The sequence below is a fragment of the Mesorhizobium sp. YR577 genome (assembly GCF_900116595.1).
GTDB lineage: Bacteria > Pseudomonadota > Alphaproteobacteria > Rhizobiales > Rhizobiaceae > Mesorhizobium_M.
This window is the reverse complement of the sequence record NZ_FPBI01000002.1, coordinates 184,251-202,066: the sequence shown is the minus strand read 5'-3', so window position 1 is coordinate 202,066 and position 17,816 is coordinate 184,251. Positions and strand designations below refer to the sequence as shown.

Here is a 17,816-nt window from a genome sequence, read left to right as displayed (position 1 = left end):
CGCAACGCCTTCGGGCATACTGGATGCAACAATATGGTAGATTTTTCCCTGTCGGATGAAAGCCGGCTGCTGGTCGAGACTGTCCGCAAATTCGTCGAGACCGAGGTGCAGCCGCTGGAGGACGAGACAGAGCTGAACGCGGTAATCCCGCCGGAGGCTTTGAAGCGCGTCAAGGCGAAAGCCAAGGAGCTCGGTCTCTTTGCGATGAACATGCCGGCCGAAGTTGGCGGTGGTGGCCTTTCCTGCATCGATCATTGCCTCGTTGAGGAAGAGTTCGGCAAGACGTCTGATGCGCTGATCCGTCGTGTTTTCGGCCAAGCCTATCCGATGCTGATGGCATGCGAAGGCGAGCAGATCGAGAAGTACTTGTTGCCGACCATTCAAGGCGACCTGATCTGCGCCATGGCGATCACCGAACCAGGCGCCGGGTCCGATGCAGCTTCCATCAGCACGTCGGCACGCCGTGAGGGCGACTATTGGGTTCTCAACGGCACCAAGCACTTCATCAGTGACGGCGACATCGCCGACTATGTCATCGTCATGGCGCTGACGGATTCCGAGAAGCGGGCTCGCGGTGGCATCACGCTCTTCCTCGTCGACAAGGGCACGCCGGGTTTTACGGTTGCCCGTACGCAGCCCATGATGGGGCATCGCGGGTATGGTCACGCCGAACTCGTGTTCGACAATTGCCGTATTCCGACCGATGCCGTGCTCGGGGAAGTCGGCAACGGATTCAAGCTGATCATGAAGAGCGTTCTGGAAATCCGGCTAGCCCATATCGGTGCACGCGCGGTCGGAATGTCGACCCGTGCGCTCGACATGATGCGGCGCTATGCGGGCGAACGCCGCCAGTTTGGGCAGTCGATTGGCGAATTCCAGATGGTTCAGAAGCTGATCGCCGACAGCGCCATCGAGATCTTCGCCGTCAAGATGATGGTGATGAACGCAGCGTGGGAAATCGACCAGGGCCTCGAACCGCGCGACAAGGTTTCCATGGTCAAGGTTGCTGCCTCCGAGATGCAGGGCCGCGTAGTCGACCGGGCGATTCAAGTCTTCGGTGGCATGGGCTTCACCAAGGAGCTGCCCCTGGAGCGGATGTACCGCGATGCCCGCGTGACCCGCATCTACGACGGCACGTCAGAAATCCATCGCATGCTGGTCGCCCGCAGCACCATCAAGAACGGCCTCACTCTCTAAGGACAAGCCATGAATGCACACGCTCCCCTGACGATCGGCAAAAGCTTCTCGTTCCGCAAGACGATGACCGTCGCCGAACAGGCGATGTTCACCGGCATCAGCGGCAATCTCGGCCCGCTTTATGTGGACGCCACCAAGGCCCGCAAGGTCGGCGCTGCCAATCTGGTCTCCTTCGAACTTGCGGTCTCGGCGCTAGCGACGACCTGCCTTGCGCAGCTCGGCGGCCCGACGCGCCGCATCGGTGACATAGCTCTGTCGTTCGCCGCACCGGTGATCGTGGGCGATTCCGTCGAGGCAAGTGCTGCGATCACCGTGATCGATGGCGAGGAGGTCACCTGCAGCATTACCTGCAAGAATTCCGTTTCGGGTGAAACCGTCGTGTCCGGCACTGCACGCCTCGTCCCTTTCGAAATGAAGGAGTGACGAGATGTACGAACCGAAATCCTTCGACGACCTCAAGGCTGGAGACAGGGTTGCCCTGTCAAAGACCATCACGGAAGCGGACGGGGCTCTCTACATTGCCGCCACGGGAGATTTCGGGCCCGTCCACGTCGATGAGGCCTACGCCGGCGCCACCCGCTTCGGTCGCCGCCTTGCCCCCGGCATCATGGTGGCTGGCCTGTGCACCAGCATTCTGACGAGCGAACTCGTCGGAACGATCGGCGTCTCGATCGAGGATCGGTTCTGGTTCACCGGGCCGGTCTTCTACAATGACACGATCACCTTCGAGGTCTGGATCGCCGAGCAATACGACGAGACCCGCACGATCGTCTGGGAAGCAAGCGCCCGCAATGAGGATGGCCTCGAGGTTCTGAAAGCGCGTGCCACCCTCAAGTTTCCGAGAAAGAAGGTGGCGGCATGAGCCGGCCGATCAACGGTTCCGATCTTCGCGGCGTAACGGTCGCTACGCTACTGCCCTACAGAGACGATCTGTCGATCGACTGGGACGACTACGCCAGGGTGCTCGACTATTGTGTCGTGCCCGATGGCGTGACGGCCGCTCTCGTCAACGGTCACGCGGGTGAGGGCGGTTTGCTGACGCAGGGCGAGCGCCGGCAGGTCATCGAGCGAACACGCGCTCATATCGGTAGCAAGCCACTTCTCGCAGGCATCATCGCGACCTCCACCGCGGAAGCTGTTGCAGAAGCGCGGCTCGCACAGGAAGCGGGCGCAGATTGCGCGGTTCTCTTTCCGCCCGGGCCGCTCGGCGGCGGGGCGTCAGTGACCGCGCGCGCACCTGCGGCCTATGTCGGGGCGGTGTTGGAGGCGATCGACATTCCCGTCTCGCTATTCCAGTACCCGGTGACTTCCGGTTTCGGCTACTCGACGCAGACACTGTGTGAGCTTGCGACGATCGACGGAGTCATCGCCATCAAGGAAGGCAGTGACACCATGCTTGCCTATGACGATAACTGGCGTGCAATCAAGCAGCACAGCCCCGACGTCGCCGTTCTGGCATCGAACTACAACTGGATGCTGCCGCAAATGGCCGTCGGCGCTGACGGCATTCTCTCCGGGCTCGGCAGTCTCGCGCCGCATCTCTTCGTGGAGCTATGGGCGGCGACGGTTGCAGAGGATCTGAAGGCCATGCGCGCCGTCAATGATCGGCTCACTCCGATCGTCCGGGCAATCTATGGGCCGTCACCGCTGATCGATATGCATACCCGCATGAAGGCCGGCCTTGCTGCTCTCGGCGTGATCCACAACGCAGCGCCGCGTCCGCCGATGATGTTGGCTTTGCCGGATATAGCAACGAACATCGCGAAGGTTCTTGCCGCTGCCGGCAGGGCTGGTGACGTCCGAGGGTTTCCAGGAGCGGCGAGATGACCGATGAACCTTTCACCCATATTGTGCGGGTCGACATCCATCCCGACCATGAAGAAGCGTTCAACGCCTGGTATCTCGATACCCATTTCCCCGACTTGCTCGCCTGTCCCGGCTGGTTGTCGGCGCAACGATTCGTCTCGATCGGCGACGGTCCGAAATATGCGGCGGTCTATGAAGTCGCAGGGCAATGGGCTTTCGAGACGCCGGAATTTCTCGAAGTGAAAGGCTTCGGTCCCTTCGAGCCTTATGTGCGAAATTTCACCCGGATACAGTTGCGCTCCATCGGGTGAGCTCCTTGTTCCGGGCGGGGAACCTTGTGGTAATGACGTGCGGTGAGCGGCTTTCGGCGCGACGGACGTCCAATAAGAAAAACTCACATGAATGAATCAAACAAGAAAACTTCAGAGGTAAGAACATGTTCACGAAAATCATCCAGGCGGGCACCGTTGCCGCCTTCATTCTATTCCCTGCTGCCGCTTTCGCCCAATGCGCTCCGGCCGTCGCCGACAAGAACCTGACGGAGGCGGGCAAGCTCCTCCTGTCGATCAACCCGACCAACCCTCCGCAACAGTTCATCGATAAGGACGGCAACCTCCAAGGCTTGAATGTCGAACTAGCCGCCGAGATCGGCAAACGGCTGTGCATGCCGGTCGAACTCGTGCGTATGGATTTTCCGGCAATGATCCCCGCCATGAATGCCGGCCGTATCGACGGTCTCAACACCGGCATGTTCTGGACCGAGGAACGCTCCAAGCTCATGTACACGGTCCCTTACGGCCGTCAGTCGGTGTCGATCGTCGTCGCACCGGACAGCGACGGCGAATACACCAAGCCGGAAGACCTGCTGGGCAAGGTTTCTGCTGTGGAGGTGAGCTCATACCAGATGAACTGGCTTAAGAAGTTCAGCGACGAGCATGCTGCCGCCACCGGCGAAGCTGTCGACATGAGGACCTTCCCGACCGCGACGAACGTTGTCAGTGCACTGCTCGCCGGACAGGTCGACAATGCGCTGTTGGTGGACAGTGTTGCCCGTGAAGTCGTGAGCAAGGGGCGCGTCAAGGAGGCCCTGACCGATTTAGGCGCAGCACGAACTACGCTTGCCTTCAGCAACAGGACTGTTGCCGAGGCTGTCGTGAAGGCACTCAATGAGATGAGGGACGATGGCACTTATCAGGCGCTTTTTGATAAGTTCGGCCTAACGGCACTGCTGCCGGATCAGCCTCTCGAAATCGTCGGTCCGGGACCGGTCTGATCGTCCGCCTCACTCGGTAAGGAGATAAGCCGTGCGCTACTTCGATCCCGCCGCTTTCGTGGATTACCTCTTCAATCACTTCTTGCTGGGCGGCGTCCTTATCACCGTCGGCTTGACGGTGGCGGGTGTGCTTGGCGGCCTCATCCTGGGTATGGTCATCGCTCTCATGAGGATGTCCAGCAACCGTCTGCTCTACGGTTTCGCGAAGGTTTATGTATGGTTCTTTCGCGGAACCCCGCTGCTGATCCAGCTCGTGGTGATCTATACGGGCCTGCCCCAGCTCGGCATCAAGTTCGGCGTCATCGGGTCGGCACTCATCGGTCTCATCCTGCATGAGGCAGCGTATCTGGCCGAGATCATCCGCGGCGGCTTCATGGCGGTGCCCGATGGGCAGCGTGAGGCTGCGTGGGCTCTGAGTATTCCAAAGAAAACGATCTTCTGGCGCGTGACACTGCCGCAGGCGTTCCGTCTTATCATTCCGCCTTTCGGGAATTCCGTGAACTCGCTTCTCAAGGCCACGTCACTCGCCTCAGTGATTTCCGTCGAGGAGATCATGCGCCGGAGCGATATGCTGATGCAGGAGCACTTCCAGATTCTCGAAGTCTATGCCGCGGCGACGGTCTACTACCTGTTCCTTGTCTCCGCGTGGGATCTCGTACAGCAAAAGCTCGAACGGCATTTCGGGCGCTCAGTATCGCGAAATGCCAAATCGGCAGCCGTCCGCCATTGAACATCGGAGGCAGAAATCAAAATGAACAATTCCGGTATTCAAAAGGACGGCACTACGCCTCTCGCGGTGAGTATGCAGATGGTCGAGAAGCGGTTCGGCGATTTCACGGCACTGAGCGATATCAATCTCGCGGTGTCAAAAGGCGAAAGGATTGTGATCTGCGGACCTTCAGGGTCCGGGAAGTCCACGCTGATCCGCTGCATCAATCACATCGAAAAGCATGATGGCGGCGAGATTTTCGTTAATGGCATCAAGCTGACGCAAGATGAGAAATCAGTTGATATGGTCAGGCGTGAAACCGGCATGGTCTTCCAGAACTTCAACCTTTTCCCGCATATGACCATACTGGAAAATTGCGTTCTCGCGCCCATGTCTGCCGGGGGCCTTTCACGCAAGGAGTCTGTCGACCGCGCCATGCATTTCCTTGAGCGCGTGAAGATTCCCGATCAGGCAAACAAGTATCCGATCCAGCTTTCCGGCGGCCAGCAGCAGCGCGTTGCCATTGCGCGGGCGCTTTGCATGCAACCCAAGGTCATGCTCTTCGACGAGCCAACATCCGCTCTCGATCCTGAGATGGTGAAAGAGGTGCTCGAAACCATGAAGGGCCTCGCCAACGATGGCATGACCATGTTGTGCGTGACCCACGAGATGGGCTTTGCACGCGAAGTGGCGGATCGTGTTGTGTTCATGGACAAGGGCCGTATCATGGAGCAGGCGGAACCGGAGCAATTCTTCACGACACCGCAGACCGACCGTGCCCGGTATTTCCTCGACCAAATCATTCATTGACCAAAGGTTTGGACCGCTGAGGCCGGGCTTATCGTAATCCTGACCGGCAACACCACACACGTCTCTACGCTTTCGCACAGTGACTTCCTGTTTGTCTGAGGAGTCTAGTCCGCAAGGACGAACCTCATCTAGCTAGGCATCCTTCGGTCTGTCCCAGGCCACACTGGGTGGCCGGTCGAGTTGTAACCTGGATGCCGGCGGCTTGGCCTCCGGATGGACATAGGTGAAACCGAGCCAGTTGTTGGGCCGTGCGCGGATATATTGCGGTGGATAGGCTATGTCGGCGCCGAGTGCTGCGGCGGCATGGAAACCCCATCGCGGATTGTCCAGCATCGGCCGGGCCAGTGCTACAAAGTCGGCCTCGTCATTGGCTATGATGGCTTCGGCCTGTTCAAAGCGCCCGATCATGCCGACAGCCATGGCCGCCAGGCCGGTGTTCTTCTTGATCGACGTGGCGAACGGCACCTGATGGCCGGGCGTCGCGGGAGGGATGGATATGCCGGGTGCGATATTGCCGGCAGACATCACGACATAGTCGAGACCCGCTCCTTCCAGTGCCTGCGCAAAGATGACTGCATCATCGAGACTGAAGCCCTCGGGATGCCAGTCGGTGCTGTTGACGCGAAAGCCGAAGGCCTTCTCCTTTGGCCAGACGCTGCGTACCGAGCGGACGATTTCCAGCGCAAAGCGCATGCGGTTTTCAAGCGAGCCGCCCCATTTATCGGAGCGCTTGTTGGAGAGCGGCGAAAGGAAATTGTGGATAAGATATCCATGGGCGCCATGAACCTCGATGAGGTCGAAGCCGGCACGGTCGGCGCGTTGCGCGGAGCGGGCAAAGGCATCGATGATGCGCAGGATACCCTCGTCATCGAGTTCTTCGGGCACCTGCCAGTGCTTATCAAAGCCGATGGCCGATGGAGCAATTGGCTTCCAGGCGCCTTCGTCCATCGGTAGAGGCTCGCCGCGCCAGCGCTCCGGAATCGTTCTTGTTGCTGCCTTGCGGCCGGCATGGGTCAGTTGAAGACCCAGTTTGGCTGACGAAAGTTTCTTCGCAGTCGCGACGAGGTCTGCCAGGGCTCTCTCGTTCTCGTCGCTGTAGATTCCGAGGCAGCCGAGCGTGCCGCGGCCGATATCCTCGACCGCTGTCGCCTCCATGATGACCAAACCTGCTCCCGACATCATGAGATTGCCGATGTGGATCAGATGCCATGGCTGTGCCGTGCCTTCGACGGCGCTGTATTGGCACATCGGCGAGACGACGATGCGGTTTTCGACCTGAAGGCCGCCAATTCTGCCCTCGCCGAACAACTGGCTCACTATGCTTCTCCCGGCTCTCTTCGGCGACTTTTCAGAGGCCGGCATAATGGATGAACGAGGCAACGCCGCAATCCTGCTGGGGGAGGCAGCGTCAGTTTCACGGATGTGAATTGCCGAAGATCGGGCTCGATGGGCGACGTCGGCCGGCGCCGCTCAAAAGGGCAGACGAACAATCGAATTTCACAAGGGTGAAACAGGGCCGATGAGAGCTTATCGCTTTGACCGTTCCGCCCGGCCCGATCAAATTGTCCGAAGACGGCGATAGTAGGTTGTATTCATGTCGTTTGTCGGCTGTGGGAGGATGAATTGATAGCGAACCGACAAATCGCCTTTGCGGCGAGGCCGGAAGGACGGCCGGAGGCCGATACATTCACCGTGCGTGAAGCGCCGATGCCGGTGCTCGAAGCAGGTGAAATCCTGTGCCGCAACTTATGGCTCTCGGTGGATCCTTATCTACGTCTGAAGATGCATGACCGTGAGAGTTATACGCCGCCTTTGCAGATCGGCGAGACGATCCCGGGGCGAAGCGTTGCCGAGATCGTGGAGACACGCGCCGATGGATTTTCGAGAGGGGACTTGGTGGCCATAGCGGGCGGCTGGCAGGATTTCGTTGCTGTGTCGGCGACGGCGGTCAAGCGCCTTCCACCACGCACGTCCCGTCCCACTGCCTATCTTGGGCCCCTCGGCATGACCGGAGAGACCGCCTATGCCGGCCTGCTGGAAATCGGCAAGCCGAAACCGGGCGAGACGCTGGTCGTGTCTGCCGCCGCCGGCGCAGTCGGCGGGCTCGTCGGCCAGATCGGCAGGATCAAGGGTTGTCGCGTGGTCGGTATCGCCGGCTCGCAGGAAAAATGCCGTTTCGTGACTGAAGAGCTCAAATTCGATGCCTGCGTGAATTATCGCGCTCCGGATTTCGCCCGCGCACTGAAGGAAGCGTGCCCGAGCGGCGTCGATATCTATTTCGACAATGTCGGCGGGCCGGTGATGGAAGCGGTTCTGCCGCTGGTCAACAACTTTGCGCGCGTGCCGCTGTGCGGGCTGATCTCGCAATATGACGGCCAGAGGGCTGGCGATCCTCGCGCATTGGCCGAACTGATGCGCTGGATACTGGTTCGCCGGATAACGATCCGCGGGTTCATCGTCTATGACATCGCGCCCAACTTCCCCGACTTCGAAGGTGAGATGACGAAATGGCTGAACGAAGGTCTGGTCGTCAGCCGCGAGCATCTGTCCGAAGGTTTCGACAGTATCGTCCCGGCATTTCTGGGTCTGCTTGGTGGAAAAAACACTGGCAAATCGATCGTGAGGATTGCAGAGCCATCGCCGCTCGCCTGAGGGGAGTAGGAAGCTTTCAAAAGTTTAGGTAACGCCTGCCAGTTTCATGGATGTGAAACTTCCCTTCGCAATTGCGTTTTGTTTGACAGGAAGCCCGGCGGTCGAGAACTCTCCCTACAGAGCACCGCTGCCGGAGGAGACCGGGCAAGCGCGGTTGCGCTGGAGGAAATGCCTATGCTCGGTTTGATGCAGGACCGCCCGCTGCTGATCTCGACCCTTGTCGAGCATGCGGCACGCTATCACGCAGGTGTTGAAATCGTCAGCAAGACCTGCGAGGGGCCGGAACACCGCACCAACTATGCCGGCATCAGGTCACGCGCCGCCAAGCTCGCCAAGGCGTTCGTGCGGCTCGGCGTGAAGCCGGGCGACCGCGTCGCGACGCTGGCGTGGAACACCCATCGCCATATGGAGCTTTACTTCGCCGTTTCCGGTTTGGGTGCCGTGCTGCATACGGTCAACCCCAGGCTTTTCCCCGAGCAGATCGACTACATCGTCAACCACGCCGAGGGCCGCGTGCTGTTCTTCGACATCACATTCGCCGATCTGGTGGCGAAGCTGCAGCCGAAGCTGGCGAGCGTCGAAAAATTCGTGGCCATGACCGACGCAGCGCATGTGCCGAGCAATGTTGCTGACTGCCTTTGCTACGAGACGCTGGTCGAAGCGGAGGACGACGATTTCGAGTGGCCGTTGTTTGACGAAAGAACTGCTTCGTCGCTCTGCTACACCTCCGGCACCACCGGCAATCCGAAAGGCGTTCTCTACAGCCATCGCTCCACGGTGCTACACTCCTTCACCGCCTGTTCCAGTGACGGGCTGAAGCTGTCGAGTGCCGATAGCGTACTGCTGGTCGTGCCGCTTTTCCATGTGAATGCCTGGGGCATTCCCTATGCGGCGGCGATGTGCGGCGCCAAGCTGGTACTGCCGGGCCCATCGCTCGACGGCAAAAGCGTCTATGAACTTGCCGTGCGCGAAGAGTGCAATTTCTCGCTCGGCGTACCGACCGTCTGGCTCGGTTTCTTCAAGCATATCGAGGAGAACCCCGATCTCGATCTTTCGCAGATCAAGCTGGAGCGCGTAGTTGTTGGCGGGTCGGCGGCACCTCGCGCCATCATCGAAAAATTCCACGAAAAATTTGGCGCCTTCGTCATCCATGCCTGGGGGATGAGCGAGACAAGCCCGCTCGGCTCCATCGGCAATCTCCTGCCCAAGCATCGCAATTTGCCGCTGGCTGAGCAGGTGACGATCCAGGCCAAGCAGGGCAGGGCGATCTATGGTGTCGAACTGAGGATCGCAGGGGAGGATGGAAAATCGCTTCCCCATGACGGATCTGTCGCCGGCGATCTGATGGTGCGCGGACCATGGGTCAGTTCCGGCTACTTCAGGGGCGAAGGCGGCGATGTTCTTGACGCGGATGGCTGGTTCGCGACGGGCGATGTGGCGATGATCGATGCCGACGGTTACATCCAGATCACTGACCGCTCCAAGGATGTCATCAAGTCGGGCGGCGAGTGGATCAGCTCGATCGACCTCGAAAACGTCGCGGTGGCGCACCCGGCCGTTCAAGAAGCGGCGGTCATCGGTCTGCCACATCCGAAATGGCAGGAGCGGCCGTTGCTGATCGTGGTGAAGAAGCCGGGCACCGATCCTTCGCGGCAGGAGCTGCTGGACTTCCTGTCTACGCGGGTCGCGAAATGGTGGCTGCCGGACGATGTGACCTTCGTTGAAGAGCTGCCGCATACCGCCACGGGCAAGCTGCAGAAGACGAAACTGCGCGAGCAGTTCAGGGATCACGCGCTGCCAGCGTGAAGGCGACTTCACATCTGTGAATATCAACAGCACGGTTATGCAGAGATTGTGTGCCTTGGCGGTATCGCCTAGCGTCACCACTCTGCATCAAGGGAGGAATGATGCCGCAGGCAATGTTTGACGATACGGACGGCATGCTGGCGATGCTGCGCGAAAGCGCTGAAGGTTTCGCTGCACAGCATTCCGGCACCAAGTCGCTCCGCGACAAGCGGGCAAGCGCCGGCGATCTCGACAAGCAAGCATGGACGGCGATGGCCGAGGCCGGCTGGACCGGTTTGCTGTTGCCCGAGGATATCGGTGGGGCAGGGCTCGGCATGCGCGAACAGGCGGTGCTGAGCGAAGCGCTCGGCCGGGCGCTGATTGCCGAACCCCTAGCCATGGCGACAGTATTTGCCAGCGTCCTACTTGCACAAGCTCCAGCCTCCGAAGAGCGCGCGCGGCTTTGCGCCGGCATTGCCGATGGAAGCATTATCGCGGTTCCCGCATGGCAGAATCCGTCGAAATCAAGCCATGCAAGGCCGGTCGTCGCGGCAGTGACTGCGGGTGGTTTTGCACTGACGGGCGAAAAGCACTTCGTAGATGCTGCGCTTTCGGCGACGGATTTTCTGGTCGTGGCAGATTCGACGGAAGGTTGCCTGTTGCTCAGCGTGCCTGCGGCAACTACCGGCCTTGCCATCAACCAGCGGCCGGGCATCGACGGTGCGATGATTGCCAGCCTGTCGTTCGCCGGGTGCGAGGTGCCGGAAAGCCAGGTGCTTTCACGCGCCGAAAGCGCCGATGCATTGCTCGAAGCTCCCATTCTTCGCTCGCGGCTGGCGTTGGCTGCCGAGCTTGCTGGCATTGCCTCGCGCGCACTCGAAATCACCATCGCCTACACCAAGGACCGCGTGCAGTTCGGCAAACCGATCGCCAGTTTCCAAGCAATCCAGCACCGGCTGGTCGATATGTGGTCAGATGCGGAATTCGCCTGTGCGGCTGTCGTCAATGCAGTGGAAACGCTTGAGGCTGGCGACGTGCGCGCCGCGCAACTTGCAGTGCTCGCAGCCAAGGCGCGGGCCGGCGATGCCGCCTTTTCGATCTGCCGCCGCGCCTTGCATCTTCACGGCGCGATGGGCTTCACCGATGAGTGCGACATCGGCCTCTACCTGAAGCGCGCGATTAATCTCAATGCCACGCTTGGCCAGTCGGAAGCGCTGCGGCTGCAATTCGTCGAACTTGAGCGCGCAGCCTGAGCGACTGGGAGGAAAATATGGAAAACAATCTGATCAAGACGGAAATCAAGGATCACGTCGCTGTCGTGACGATGGACGCGCCGCCGGTGAATGCCCAGTCGCGGGAGTTCGTCGAGGAATTCATCTCGGTCTTTGACGAACTGAACGAAACACCGACCGTCCGCGTCATCGTGCTAACCGGCCGCGGCAAGATATTTTCGGCCGGCGCCGACATCAAGTCGCGCGGCAAAGTCGGCGCGGTTCCCGGCGACACCTATCGGCATCTTCGCCGTACCCGGGAAGTAGGCTTCTGCATCATGGAATCGAACAAGCCGGTGATTGCTGCGGTCAACGGCCCAGCGCTCGGCGCCGGCATGGGGCTCGCGATCTGCTCGGACATCATTCTCGCTTCCGACAATGCCGTCTTCGGATTGCCGGAGATCGATATCGGCCTGATGGGCGGCGTGCGTCACACGATGCGGCTTATCCCGCATTCTCTTACGCGGCGCATGGTGCTTTCCGGCTACCGCGTGCCGGCGGCTGAACTTTATCGGCGCGGCATTATCGAGGCTTGCGTGCCGCTCGATCAGTTGATGGACGAGGCTATGAAGATCGCCAATGAGATCGCCAGGAAGAGCCCGGCGGCGCTTAAGCTCGCCAAGCGCGCCATCAACACGGTCGAGACGATGAGCCTGAAGGACGGCTATCGTTTTGAGCAGAACCTGACCGTCGAGATGACGCAGCACGAAGATTCCAAGGAAGCCATGCGCGCCTTCCTTGAGAAGCGCGAGCCAGTATTCAAGGACAGCCTGTGATGGCGGCAGACTGGAACGAGCTTTCAGACGAGGAATTCCGGAAAGTCTTCCGCAGCTGGGTCGACGAGAATTGTCCGCCGCATCTGCGCTACATGCGCAAGCAGCGTCCGCTCTTCGACGAGGTGGCAGAGTGGTATCACGCTCTGGCGGCCAAGGGCTGGCTTGCGCCGACTTGGCCGCGGGAACATGGCGGCATGGGGCTAAGCCCTGCCAAGCATATGATCTATGTCGAGGAATGGGGCCGGCTCGGTTGTCCGCGCATCCCAGATCACGGCATTGGTCTCGTCGGGCCGCTGCTCATTCAATACGGTACCGAGGAGCAGAAAGCGGTTTACCTGCCGCGAATTCTCTCTGGCGAGCATGTCTGGTGCCAGGGCTATTCGGAACCAAACGCCGGTTCCGATCTGGCGAGCCTGCGGACGCAAGCTGTGCTCGACGGTGATGAGTTCGTCATCAACGGTCAGAAAATCTGGACGACGCTTGCGCATTGCGCCAACTGGATTTTCGTCCTGGTGCGCACCGACAAGGAAGCCAAGCCGCAGAGAGGCATCACCGTTCTCTTAGCCGACCTGACGTCGCCCGGCGTTCGCGTGCGGCCTATCACCAATCTGCGCGGCGAGGCGGATTTCTGCGAAGTATTCTTCGACAATGTGCGTGTGCCGGCGAAGAACCTGGTCGGCAAGGTCAATGAAGGCTGGACGGTGGCCAAATCCGTGCTCGGTCACGAGCGCATCTTCCTCGGCGCGCCGACCCGTCCTGAATATGCGCTGGGACGGCTGGAACGATTGGCGGAAGCGCGCGGAGCGTTCGATGATCCTGCATTCGTCTCGCGCTATGCGAAGCTTCGCCTCGACCTCTACGATCTAGGATCGAGCTTCGAGCGCTTCGCCAAGGTGCTGCGTTCCGGCGGTGAACTTGGGGCGGATGTTTCGATGCTGAAGATCTTCACAACGGAGCTCTACCAGCGCATCACTGAAGAGATGCTGCTGGTCGCGGGAGAAGAAGCACGTTTCGCCGACGATCTCGATGCAGGAAACGGCCAGGTCGATGCCATGAACCTGTTCCTGGATTCGCGCGCGCCAGCAATCTTCGGCGGATCGAACGAGATCCAGAAGAATATTCTCGCGAAAGCGGTGCTGGAATTGCCGGGCTGACAGCGGCAAGAGTTGCAGGACGCAGTTGCCCTGGGGGTGAGGGATGCGTCTGAAGGGAGGAGTTGGATGTCCATACACGCCGAGGTGATAAGAGCGCCGGACGTTGCAAAGCTTGAGCAAGCGGACAATGTCCTGGTTGCCGAGGGCTTGACCAAGTTCTTTGCCGGTTTTGCGGCGGTGAAGGATGTGAACCTGTCGGTGCGGCGGGGGTCTATCCATGCGCTGATCGGGCCGAACGGTGCGGGCAAGACGACGTGCTTCAACCTGCTGACCAAGACGCTGTCGCCCAGCAGCGGGCGTATCCTGTTCGATGGTGAGGACATTTCGGCGCTGCGCTCTTCGCAGGTGGCGCGGCGTGGGCTGGTGAGATCGTTCCAGATTTCAGCGACATTCCCGAACCTCACTGCGCTGGAGAATGTGCGGGTCGCCTTGCAATCGCGCTTCGGTGCAGCTTATCATTTTTGGCGGTCGCTCACCGCTGTTGCGCCGCTGAACAGCCAAGCCGAAGAACTGCTCGAACAGGTCGGATTGGCCGACAGCCGCAACGTTGCTGCAGCGGAACTTTCCTACGGCAAGAAGCGCGCGCTGGAGATCGCGACCACGCTGGCGCTCGAACCGGCCGTCATGCTTCTCGATGAGCCGACCGCCGGCATGGGCCATGAGGACATCGAGCCGATCACCAGGCTGATCAAGGCGGCAGCGGTCGGGCGCACGGTGCTGTTGGTCGAGCACAATCTCTCGGTTGTCTCCAATCTGTGCGATCGTATCACCGTCTTGCAGCACGGACAGACCCTTGCCGAGGGCTCCTACGCCGAGGTGTCTGGTAACCCGGCGGTGATCTCAGCCTATATGGGAGGCATCGATGAATAGCCCCGTTGCCGCTGTGATTCAGGACAACCGCGTGGCGACAGCGCTGCTTCGTGTGGAGAATTTGAATGCCTGGTATGCCGAGTCTCGCGTTTTGCACGGCATCTCGTTTGATGTTCGCGAAGGCGAGGTTCTGACGCTGATCGGCCGTAACGGCGCCGGCAAGACAACCACGCTACGCTCCATCATGGGCGTGGTGCGCAAGCGCACCGGCTCCATTAGACTTGGTCAGGAAGAACTTATCGGCAAGCGCACCTACGAGATCGCTCGGGCTGGCATTGCCTATTGTCCAGAAGAGAGGGCGATCTTTTCCTCGCTCTCGGTGAGCGAGAACCTTCTGCTGCCACCGGTCCTGCGTTCAGGCGGCATGTCGGACGAAGAGCTCTTCAAGGCATTCCCCAATCTGCGAGTACGCGCGGCAAGCCAGGGCACGAAGCTTTCCGGCGGGGAGCAGCAGATGCTGGCGATCGCCCGCATCCTTCGCACGGGATCGCGGCTGCTGCTGCTCGATGAACCGAGCGAAGGGTTGGCCCCTGTGGTCGTGAAAGAGATCGGCGAGCTTATCCTGCGCCTCAAGCAACAAGGATTCACCATCGTGCTTGTCGAACAGAATCTACGCTTCGCCAAAAAGGTCGCGGATCGCCATGTCGTGGTGGAGAACGGCAAGGTGGCCGATGTGCTGACCGCCGCCGACCTCGAAAGCGGCATGGACCGTGTTCAATCCTATCTGGGCGTGTGAGGCATCATGTTCGAGAACATCACATCGCAGCTTCTGTTCGGCCAGATACTGCTCGGGCTCATCAACGGCTCCTTCTATGCCATGCTGAGCATGGGCCTGGCGATCATCTTCGGTCTGATGAATGTCGTGAACTTCGCCCATGGCGCGCAATATATGCTTGGCGCCTTCGTCGCCTGGCTGCTGCTGACATTCCTTGGAGTGCCCTATTGGGGTGCATTGGTCATCGCGCCGATCGCGGTGGCACTTCTCGGCATGCTGATGGAGCGCCTGCTGCTCAGGCGGTTGCAGAATCTCGATCATCTCTACGGCCTGCTTGCCACCTACGCCGTATCGCTGATCGTTGAAGGCCTGATACGGCAGCGCTATGGCTCTACCGGCATCCCTTATGACAATCCCATGCCTGGCGGGATGAATCTCGGCTTCATGTTCCTGCCTTACTACCGCGTCTGGGTGGTGGTGTTCTCGCTTTTTACCTGCATCGGCACGTGGCTTCTGATCGAGCATACCAAACTCGGCGCCTATCTGCGGGCGGCCAACGAGAACCCGAACATCGTCGAGGCTTTCGGCATCAACGTTCCCAAGATGGTGACGCTCACCTACGGCTTCGGCGTTGGCCTTGCGGCACTCAGCGGTGTGCTTGCCGCACCAATCTACCAGGTATCTCCATCGATGGGGTCGAATGTGATGATTGTCGTCTTCGCCGTCGTCGTCATCGGCGGCATGGGCTCTATCGTCGGGGCAATGGCCACTGGCTACATGCTCGGAATTGTCGAAGGCCTGACCAAGGTTCTCTATCCCGAGGCTGCCAGCGTGGTGATCTTCCTGTTCATGATTTTCGCGCTGTTCATGCGACCCTCGGGCATTTTCTCCGGCCGCAGTGAGGGGGCGCGATGAACCCGAGACTGATCATAATTCTCGTTGCAGCTGCCTTTGCGGTCGCGGCACCCTTTTTCGTCTATCCGGTTCTTTTGATGACGATCCTGTGCTTCGTCATCTTCGCCTGCTCGTTCAACCTGCTGCTGGGTTATACGGGGCTGCTCTGCTTCGGCCATGCCATGTTTTTCGGCGGGGCTGCCTACATCACCGGGCAAATCCTGAAGACGACCAGCGTCTCAGTGGAAGCTGCCATACTATGCGGCGCGCTGGCTGCCGGGTTGCTCGGTCTGGTCATCGGCCAGCTTTCGATCCGCCGGCAAGGCATCCAGTTTGCAATGATCACGCTCGCCTTCTCGCAACTCGTCTACTTCGTCCTGCTGCAGATGGAGTTCACCGGCGGCGAAAACGGCATGCAGGGCATTCCGCGCAATCCGCTCTTCGGCTTCATCGAGGTGCGCGACAGCTTCAGCTTCTACTATGTGATCCTGGGTCTTTCGGTGGCAGCGGTCTTTGCCTTCTACCGGATCGTGCATTCGCCCTTCGGCGAGGTGCTGAAGGCTATCCGCGACAACGAGGCACGCGTGGAGTCGCTCGGCTTCGATCCGGAAAAATTCAAGCTCATCGCCTTCACGCTGTCGGCGACGATGGCTGGCCTCGCCGGAGCGATGAAGGCGACTGTCTTCCAGTTTGTAACCCTGACCGACGTATCATGGCCGGTTTCCGGGGAGGTCATCCTGATGACCCTGCTCGGCGGGCTGGGCACACTCACGGGTCCGATGTTCGGTGCCGCAATCATCATCCTAATGAACGATCATCTTGCCGGCTTTGGTGAGTGGGCGCTGATCGCTCAGGGCGTCATCCTGCTTGTGGTCATCGTCTTCTTCAGGCGAGGCTTCGTCGGCGAGATCGGCGCACTGGTCAAATATCTCGCACGTCGCGGGAAACGGCCGGTATCTGCACCAGTCACCGCCAAGCCGGTGGTGGAGCCCAACGGTTGAAGTTGGGTTCCCTGCCGCGGGTATTTTTAACGGCATAGTTTGCGATCAGAATTCGATGTCGATCGGTTGATCGAAGGGATTGTTCGGCTTCACGGACTTCACTGCCCTTTGAAGCACGGCAAGATAGCGGTCGTGGTTCAGACGGATCCGTTCGGCAGCACCCCCGAGACCCAGGACCACAGGCTGGTTCTGTATGGTCACCGGCAACAGGACGCAGATGGTGCCGCCACCCAGAAACGGTACATTCTCGGCCGAGCAATAACCCTTGCCACGGATCTGGCGGATGTGTTCCATCATCTCGGGAATCTTGACGCGTTCCGACGTTTTTTCGGTCGCGATATTGGCGCGCCGGACAATGTTGTCGATCTTGTCGTCGGGCATGGTCGACATCAGGAGCCAGCCGAGCGCGGATTGAGTGAGGGGACGCAGCGTGCCCTCGTCGACATGAAAACGCAGGGCGTGGACCGACTGGATGATCTGGATATATTGCAGGTAAACGTCGTTCTTGGTGCCGATCGAAACCGTCTCGCCGGTCGCAGCATGGACATCGTGCATGGTCTCCAGAATGCGGCTCGTGCCGAACAGCGCGCGCGGGATCCAGTCACCCAGGGAAGTCACTTTCGGCGTCGGAAAATAGAGTCGCTCGCGACGGTCGAAATTCAGGTAACCGAGAGCGATCAGCGTCTTGAGAAGAACGGTCGTGCTAGACTGCGGATAGCCCAGCGATAGCGCGATCTCAGACATCGCGTGTGGCTGCCTAACCCTTTTGAAAAATTCAAGAATTTCGACGGCGCGCGTCGCCGACTTGACCTGTGACAACTGCATGTAAGCTCCTCCCAGAGCGTCGCCATTATTCACGGATGTGAAACTGTACAGCACGTACGAAATGTATTTGGCGCGCTC

19 protein-coding genes are annotated in these 17,816 nt (G+C 59.8%); 17 read left to right on the top strand and 2 right to left on the bottom strand.

Features of this window, described 5'->3' with window-relative positions:
- The first annotated feature begins 33 nt into the window (after positions 1–33).
- The 8 genes from BM413_RS03880 (at position 34) to BM413_RS03845 (ending at position 5,795) form a co-directional block, all read left to right on the top strand.
- On the top strand, positions 34–1,197 hold the full coding sequence (locus BM413_RS03880; protein ID WP_091910649.1) for an acyl-CoA dehydrogenase family protein: 1,164 nt from the start codon (positions 34–36) through the stop codon (positions 1,195–1,197).
- A gap of 9 nt (positions 1,198–1,206) precedes the next feature.
- A complete protein-coding gene (locus BM413_RS03875) occupies positions 1,207–1,620 on the top strand; it encodes a MaoC/PaaZ C-terminal domain-containing protein (RefSeq protein WP_091910647.1) in 414 nt (137 codons plus the stop codon).
- Positions 1,621–1,624: 4 nt separating this feature from the next.
- A complete protein-coding gene (locus BM413_RS03870; protein WP_091910646.1) occupies positions 1,625–2,059 on the top strand; it encodes a MaoC family dehydratase in 435 nt (144 codons plus the stop codon).
- Positions 2,056–3,024, top strand: a complete 969-nt coding sequence (locus BM413_RS03865) for a dihydrodipicolinate synthase family protein (RefSeq protein WP_091910644.1) — start codon at positions 2,056–2,058, stop codon at positions 3,022–3,024. Before BM413_RS03870 ends, BM413_RS03865 begins: the two co-directional genes overlap by 4 nt.
- A complete protein-coding gene (locus BM413_RS03860; RefSeq protein ID WP_091910643.1) occupies positions 3,021–3,314 on the top strand; it encodes a DUF4286 family protein in 294 nt (97 codons plus the stop codon). The genes BM413_RS03865 and BM413_RS03860 overlap by 4 nt, the downstream gene beginning before the upstream one ends.
- A 125-nt stretch (positions 3,315–3,439) precedes the next feature.
- Positions 3,440–4,276, top strand: a complete 837-nt coding sequence (locus BM413_RS03855; protein WP_091910641.1) for an ABC transporter substrate-binding protein — start codon at positions 3,440–3,442, stop codon at positions 4,274–4,276.
- Positions 4,277–4,307: 31 nt separating this feature from the next.
- On the top strand, positions 4,308–5,006 hold the full coding sequence (locus tag BM413_RS03850) for an amino acid ABC transporter permease (RefSeq protein ID WP_091910639.1): 699 nt from the start codon (positions 4,308–4,310) through the stop codon (positions 5,004–5,006).
- A 21-nt stretch (positions 5,007–5,027) separates the two neighbouring features.
- Positions 5,028–5,795 carry an amino acid ABC transporter ATP-binding protein gene (locus BM413_RS03845; protein WP_091910638.1) on the top strand — a complete coding sequence of 256 codons (768 nt, stop codon included), beginning with the start codon at positions 5,028–5,030 and terminating at the stop codon, positions 5,793–5,795.
- 132 nt (positions 5,796–5,927) lie between these two features.
- Here the strand turns inward: BM413_RS03845 and BM413_RS03840 are convergent, their stop codons facing one another.
- A complete protein-coding gene (locus tag BM413_RS03840) occupies positions 5,928–7,112 on the bottom strand; it encodes an NADH:flavin oxidoreductase/NADH oxidase (protein ID WP_091910636.1) in 1,185 nt (394 codons plus the stop codon).
- Positions 7,113–7,418: 306 nt separating this feature from the next.
- Between BM413_RS03840 and BM413_RS03835 the strand changes: the two genes are divergently transcribed.
- From BM413_RS03835 to BM413_RS03795, 9 genes are all read left to right on the top strand, one after another.
- Positions 7,419–8,447 (top strand): NADP-dependent oxidoreductase, encoded by a 1,029-nt coding sequence (locus BM413_RS03835; RefSeq protein WP_091910634.1) that lies wholly within the window; start codon positions 7,419–7,421, stop codon positions 8,445–8,447.
- A gap of 174 nt (positions 8,448–8,621) precedes the next feature.
- The gene (locus tag BM413_RS03830; RefSeq protein WP_091910633.1) at positions 8,622–10,253 is read left to right on the top strand and encodes a 3-(methylthio)propionyl-CoA ligase; all 1,632 of its coding nucleotides are present in this window, start codon (positions 8,622–8,624) and stop codon (positions 10,251–10,253) included.
- A gap of 101 nt (positions 10,254–10,354) precedes the next feature.
- Positions 10,355–11,485, top strand: a complete 1,131-nt coding sequence (locus tag BM413_RS03825; RefSeq protein WP_091910631.1) for an acyl-CoA dehydrogenase family protein — start codon at positions 10,355–10,357, stop codon at positions 11,483–11,485.
- 17 nt (positions 11,486–11,502) lie between these two features.
- Positions 11,503–12,279, top strand: a complete 777-nt coding sequence (locus BM413_RS03820; RefSeq protein WP_091910629.1) for an enoyl-CoA hydratase/isomerase family protein — start codon at positions 11,503–11,505, stop codon at positions 12,277–12,279.
- Positions 12,279–13,433, top strand: a complete 1,155-nt coding sequence (locus tag BM413_RS03815; RefSeq protein ID WP_091910628.1) for an acyl-CoA dehydrogenase family protein — start codon at positions 12,279–12,281, stop codon at positions 13,431–13,433. The genes BM413_RS03820 and BM413_RS03815 overlap by 1 nt, the downstream gene beginning before the upstream one ends.
- Positions 13,434–13,499: 66 nt before the next feature.
- Positions 13,500–14,303, top strand: coding sequence for an ABC transporter ATP-binding protein (locus BM413_RS03810; protein ID WP_091910626.1), 804 nt, complete (start codon positions 13,500–13,502; stop codon positions 14,301–14,303).
- Positions 14,296–15,039 (top strand): ABC transporter ATP-binding protein, encoded by a 744-nt coding sequence (locus BM413_RS03805; protein WP_091910625.1) that lies wholly within the window; start codon positions 14,296–14,298, stop codon positions 15,037–15,039. Before BM413_RS03810 ends, BM413_RS03805 begins: the two co-directional genes overlap by 8 nt.
- A 6-nt stretch (positions 15,040–15,045) precedes the next feature.
- The gene (locus tag BM413_RS03800; RefSeq protein WP_091910623.1) at positions 15,046–15,933 is read left to right on the top strand and encodes a branched-chain amino acid ABC transporter permease; all 888 of its coding nucleotides are present in this window, start codon (positions 15,046–15,048) and stop codon (positions 15,931–15,933) included.
- Positions 15,930–16,913, top strand: coding sequence for a branched-chain amino acid ABC transporter permease (locus BM413_RS03795; RefSeq protein WP_091910622.1), 984 nt, complete (start codon positions 15,930–15,932; stop codon positions 16,911–16,913). The genes BM413_RS03800 and BM413_RS03795 overlap by 4 nt, the downstream gene beginning before the upstream one ends.
- Before the next feature lie 45 nt (positions 16,914–16,958).
- Here BM413_RS03795 and BM413_RS03790 read toward each other — a convergent pair whose 3' ends face one another.
- Complete coding sequence (locus BM413_RS03790) at positions 16,959–17,738, bottom strand: IclR family transcriptional regulator (protein WP_091910620.1); 780 nt, start codon at positions 17,736–17,738, stop codon at positions 16,959–16,961.
- Positions 17,739–17,816: the final 78 nt, after the last annotated feature.